Annotated in this window: 6 protein-coding genes; 4 read left to right on the top strand and 2 right to left on the bottom strand. The window is 73.0% G+C overall.

Features of this window, described 5'->3' with window-relative positions; translation table 11 throughout:
• Window positions 1-41 precede the first annotated feature (41 nt).
• Window positions 42-350, bottom strand: a complete 309-nt coding sequence (locus L7D48_RS27035; protein WP_093658653.1) for a hypothetical protein — start codon at window positions 348-350, stop codon at window positions 42-44.
• Window positions 351-507: 157 nt separating this feature from the next.
• On the opposite strand from L7D48_RS27035, the gene L7D48_RS27030 reads away from it, so the two are divergent.
• A complete protein-coding gene (locus L7D48_RS27030) occupies window positions 508-1,434 on the top strand; it encodes a bifunctional lytic transglycosylase/C40 family peptidase (protein ID WP_237883450.1) in 927 nt (308 codons plus the stop codon).
• A gap of 193 nt (window positions 1,435-1,627) precedes the next feature.
• Window positions 1,628-2,302 carry a phosphatase PAP2 family protein gene (locus L7D48_RS27025; RefSeq protein WP_237883449.1) on the top strand — a complete coding sequence of 225 codons (675 nt, stop codon included), beginning with the start codon at window positions 1,628-1,630 and terminating at the stop codon, window positions 2,300-2,302.
• Between the two features lie 118 nt (window positions 2,303-2,420).
• On the opposite strand, the gene L7D48_RS27020 is transcribed toward L7D48_RS27025, so the two are convergent.
• Entirely contained in the window at window positions 2,421-2,603 is a 183-nt protein-coding gene (locus L7D48_RS27020) for a hypothetical protein (protein WP_101254560.1), read from the bottom strand.
• An 87-nt stretch (window positions 2,604-2,690) separates the two neighbouring features.
• Between L7D48_RS27020 and L7D48_RS27015 the strand changes: the two genes are divergently transcribed.
• Window positions 2,691-3,548, top strand: coding sequence for a hypothetical protein (locus tag L7D48_RS27015; RefSeq protein ID WP_237883447.1), 858 nt, complete (start codon window positions 2,691-2,693; stop codon window positions 3,546-3,548).
• Between the two features lie 152 nt (window positions 3,549-3,700).
• The gene (locus tag L7D48_RS27010; protein ID WP_237883445.1) at window positions 3,701-3,889 is read left to right on the top strand and encodes a hypothetical protein; all 189 of its coding nucleotides are present in this window, start codon (window positions 3,701-3,703) and stop codon (window positions 3,887-3,889) included.
• Window positions 3,890-3,941: the final 52 nt, after the last annotated feature.

Raw genomic sequence — 3,941 nt, 5'->3', positions numbered from 1 at the left:
CCGGGCACCGGGGGCCGGAGGGGAGGCGGGGCGGTGCGCGGTTACACGGCCATGCCGTAGACGATCGTGAAGAGCGTGCCGAGGGATCCGATGATGAAGACCCCGGTCAGGCCCGCCACGATCAGCCCCTTGCCCTGCTCCGCGCTGAAGGTGTCGCGCAGCGCCGTGGCGCCGATGCGCTGCTTGGCCGCGCCCCAGATGGCGATGCCGAGGCAGAGGAGGATGGCGACGGCCATGACGACCTCGATCATCACGCGGGCCTCGTTGCCCAGCGATCCGAACGGGCCCCAGTCGGGGGCGATTCCGCCGATGATGGTGGTGATGTCGCCTTTTTCGGCTGCCAGAAACATGCTGTGTTCACCGCCCCGGTGAGGGTTGTCGAAAGTTGCGCTTCACTTGGATTCTGACACGGTTGCGGCCGAATCGGCAGTGAACTCCTTTCGGATGGGGGAGGGTTGAGGGGTGCGGAAGGCGTGGGTGGCGATCGGGGTCGGTTTCGGGCTCGTCATGTGCTTGCTGGCGTTGCTCGTGGTGGGCACGTACAGCGCCGCGTCGAACCTGTTCGGCGGGAGGGGCGGTGCGGTCGCGCTGGCGAAGAACGCCGTGCCGGCGGCGTACCGGCCGCTGGTGCAGAAGTGGGGCAACTACTGCCCGGCGCTCAACCCGGCGCTGCTGGCCGCCCAGCTCTTCCAGGAGAGCGGCTGGAACCCGAAGGCGCGCAGCCCCGCCGCGGCGCAGGGGATCGCCCAGTTCATCCCCGGCACCTGGGCGGTCCACGGTGTCGACGGCGACGGTGACGGCGACCGCGACGTGTGGGATCCGGCCGACGCGATCCCGTCGGCGGCCAAGTACGACTGCACGCTGGCGAAGAACGTCCGGGGGGTGCCCGGCGATCCGACGGACAACATGCTGGCCGCCTACAACGCGGGCCCGTACGCGGTGATGAAGTACGGCGGGGTGCCGCCGTACCGTGAGACGCAGAACTACGTGAAGGTCATCCGGAAGCTGGAGAAGAGCTTCGCGGCGCCCGCCGGGCGGCTGTCGCCGACGAAGCAGGCCGCCGGGGCGATCGACTTCGCGCAGAAGAGGCTGGGGACGCCGTACCTGTGGGGCGGGGACGGCACGCCGGAGGACGGCGGGCGGTTCGACTGCTCGGGTCTGACGAAGGCGGCGTACGCGAGCGTGGGCATCGAGCTGCCGCGTGTCGCCAACGACCAGTGGAACGCCGGCCCGCATCCGAAGCGCGGTGAGCTGCTCCCGGGTGATCTGGTCTTCTTCGCGCACGACTTGACCGATTCGCGGTCGATCCACCACGTGGGGATCTACGTGGGCGGTGGCTATATGATCGACGCGCCGTACACGGGCGCGGTGATCCGCTTCGACCCGATCGACTCCCCCGACTACTTCGGGGCGACGAGGCCCACGGCATCGTGAACCCCGGGGCGGCCGCCGCCCCGGTGGCGCGGTGCGCGGCCGCGGTTCCCGGGCGCGGGTCACCCTCCGATAACGTCCGGGTGATCGTTCGGTGGAGGTCGGAACGTACGGCCGGGGCAGGGCGTTTCCTTGTCCGGAACGAGCATTCCGCTACCACGGGGGTCGGCAGCGAAGAGTGAAGGGCAGCATTGCGATGGCCGAATGGGACAACCCCGACGTCGAGCTGCTCTACGACATCAACGGATTGGCCAGACAGGCCCCCGACTGGGCCGACCACCTCATGGAGTACGTCGGCGAGTACGGCACGATCGTGGCGCTGGCGGTGCTGGGCCTTTGGGCCTGGTGGACTGCGCGGCGCCGCCCGGACGCGGTCTCGGCGGTGGCCGGGCTGGTCTGGGCGCCGCTGGCGGCCGGGGTGGCGGTGCTGGTGAACGTACCGATCCGGGAGTTCGTGGAGCGGCCCAGACCCTTTCTGACCCATGACGGGCTGGAGGTGCTGGTGGACGGGAAGAGGGACTTCTCGTTCGTCAGCGATCACGCGACGCTGGCGATGGCGCTGGCCGTGGGGATCTTCATGGTCAACCGGCGGCTGGGTCTGGTCGGCATCCTGGTGGCGGTGTTCGCCGGGGTCTGCCGTATCTACATGGGGGTGCACTACCCCACCGACGTGATCGGCGGCCTGGCACTGGGCACGGCCGTGGCGCTGCTGCTGGCACCGCTGGCGCTGGCGCTGCTGACGCCGCTGATGCGCGCGATGGCCGCCTCGCCGCGGATCGGCCGGTTGGTGAGGGTCTCGCCGGGGCCGGCGGAGCGGGCCGGGGAGCCGGACGCGGAGCGGCATCCGCGGGACCGGGACCTGGTCGCCTGAGGGCGGCCGGGAGGCGGGCGTCCGAGGAGGTTCACGGCCGCCGGGGCACACGCCCCGGCGGCCGTTCGCCGTCCTCGGCGCCGTTCATCCGACGGGTCCTCACGCCCCCGACGGGTCCTCACGCCTCCTGGTGGGCCGCGGCGTCCGCGCGGGCGCGCCCCCGGGCCCGCCGGGCCGGGCCGCGCCACCCGCAACTGCAGGCGGCGCTGCAGAACGGACCCTTCTCCACGGTCGAGATCAGATGCTCCTGCGGTGGCGCCGGCCGCTGGGGCGGCACCCCCTGGCTGTCGTCCTGCTGCACACGGCCACGGTACCGGCCGTGACGGGGGCGCGGGGGCGTCGTTAGTCGGAACGGGTTCCGATACGCGTGCTTGGGGGTCGTCAGGCGATGGTGGTGCAACGGGGGCGGAAGGGCAGGACCGCGGCGGTCGGCGCGGTCTGCGCCGGGACGGCGCTGGCGGTCCTGGCCGCGGCGGGCTGCTCCGGGCGGGGCGCCGCGGCCGCCGACGTGAGCGCCGCCGAGGCGCGGGCCGCCGTCCGGGAGGCGGCCGAGGCGCTGGCCGGATCGGGCACCTCCCGGACGCGTACGGTGGTGGAGATGACCAACGGCGGCACCCGGGTCACCATCCGGGGCACGGGCGTCTTCGACTACGGGAGGCGGACGGGGCGGCTGAGGGTGGTGCTGCCGGGTGAGGCCACCGGCGAGAGCGAGCGCCGCCGGGTCGTGGAGCTGGTCACGCCGGGCGCGCTGTACATGAGGAACCGGGGCGCGGGCGTGCCCGACGGCAAGTGGGTGCGCGTGGACACGGCGACCCTCCCCGACGGGAACCTGGTCACGGGGGGCGCCACCGACCCGGTCAGCGCCGCCGAGCTGCTGCGCGGTGTGCGGTCGGCGTCGTTCCGCGGCGAGGAGCGGCTGCACGGGGAGACGGTGCGGCACTACCGGGGCACCGTGGACCTCGCGGTGGCGGCGAGGGAGGCGGAGCCGCGCTCGCGGGGGCAGCTCGCCGCGGCGGCGGAGGGACTCTCGAACCGGACGGTGGCCTTCGACGCGTACGTGGACGAGCGCGGGCGGCTGCGGAAGGTCCGGCACCGCTTCTCCTTCCCGCGGGCGGCGGGCGCCCCGGGCGGGGAAGGGGACGCCGAGGTGGTCTCCACCACGTCGCTGTACGGCTTCGGCGTGCCGGTGGAGGTCGAGCTGCCGGAGCCGGAGGACATCTACACCGGGAGGATCGCCGCTCCGTAGGGAGTGCGGGAGTAAGGGAACGCGGGAGTGCGCCGGAGCGTAGTCGGGAGCGGTGGCGCGAAATGGTCCGGACGTGCCATGCGCGCGGGAGGCGCTTCTTCCTACTCTGGAGTTCGGTTGCGTCGGAGGGGAGGCCGGAGGTGGTGGTGGGGGTGTCCGGGGAGAACGGCGGTCCACTGACCGAGGACCACGTGGCCCTCGACGAGATCGAGCTCTACGGGGAGCTGATGATCGCGGCGTCGGCCGCGGTCGAGGACCGGCTCAGTCCCGCCCGCATCGACGAGGTGCTGCGGGTCGGGCGCGACCACGAGCGGAAGGGCCGGGGCCGGCCGCGGCCCTGACCGCGGCCCGGCGGTCGTCCGCCGGCCTCCCGGACCCGGGCAGGAGGGGCGG

The organism is Streptomyces sp. ICN903, from assembly GCF_022015835.1.
GTDB classification, from domain to species: domain Bacteria; phylum Actinomycetota; class Actinomycetes; order Streptomycetales; family Streptomycetaceae; genus Streptomyces; species Streptomyces fenghuangensis.
This window is presented reverse-complemented; position numbering and strand designations above follow the sequence as displayed.

Coding starts and splice junctions, on each gene's coding strand:
- L7D48_RS27025 (WP_237883449.1), top strand. CDS start 1,628: ATGGCCGAATGGGACAACCCCGACGTCGAGCTGCTCTACGACATCAAC.
- L7D48_RS27015 (WP_237883447.1), top strand. CDS start 2,691: ATGGTGGTGCAACGGGGGCGGAAGGGCAGGACCGCGGCGGTCGGCGCG.
- L7D48_RS27035 (WP_093658653.1), bottom strand. CDS start 350: ATGTTTCTGGCAGCCGAAAAAGGCGACATCACCACCATCATCGGCGGA.
- L7D48_RS27030 (WP_237883450.1), top strand. CDS start 508: ATGTGCTTGCTGGCGTTGCTCGTGGTGGGCACGTACAGCGCCGCGTCG.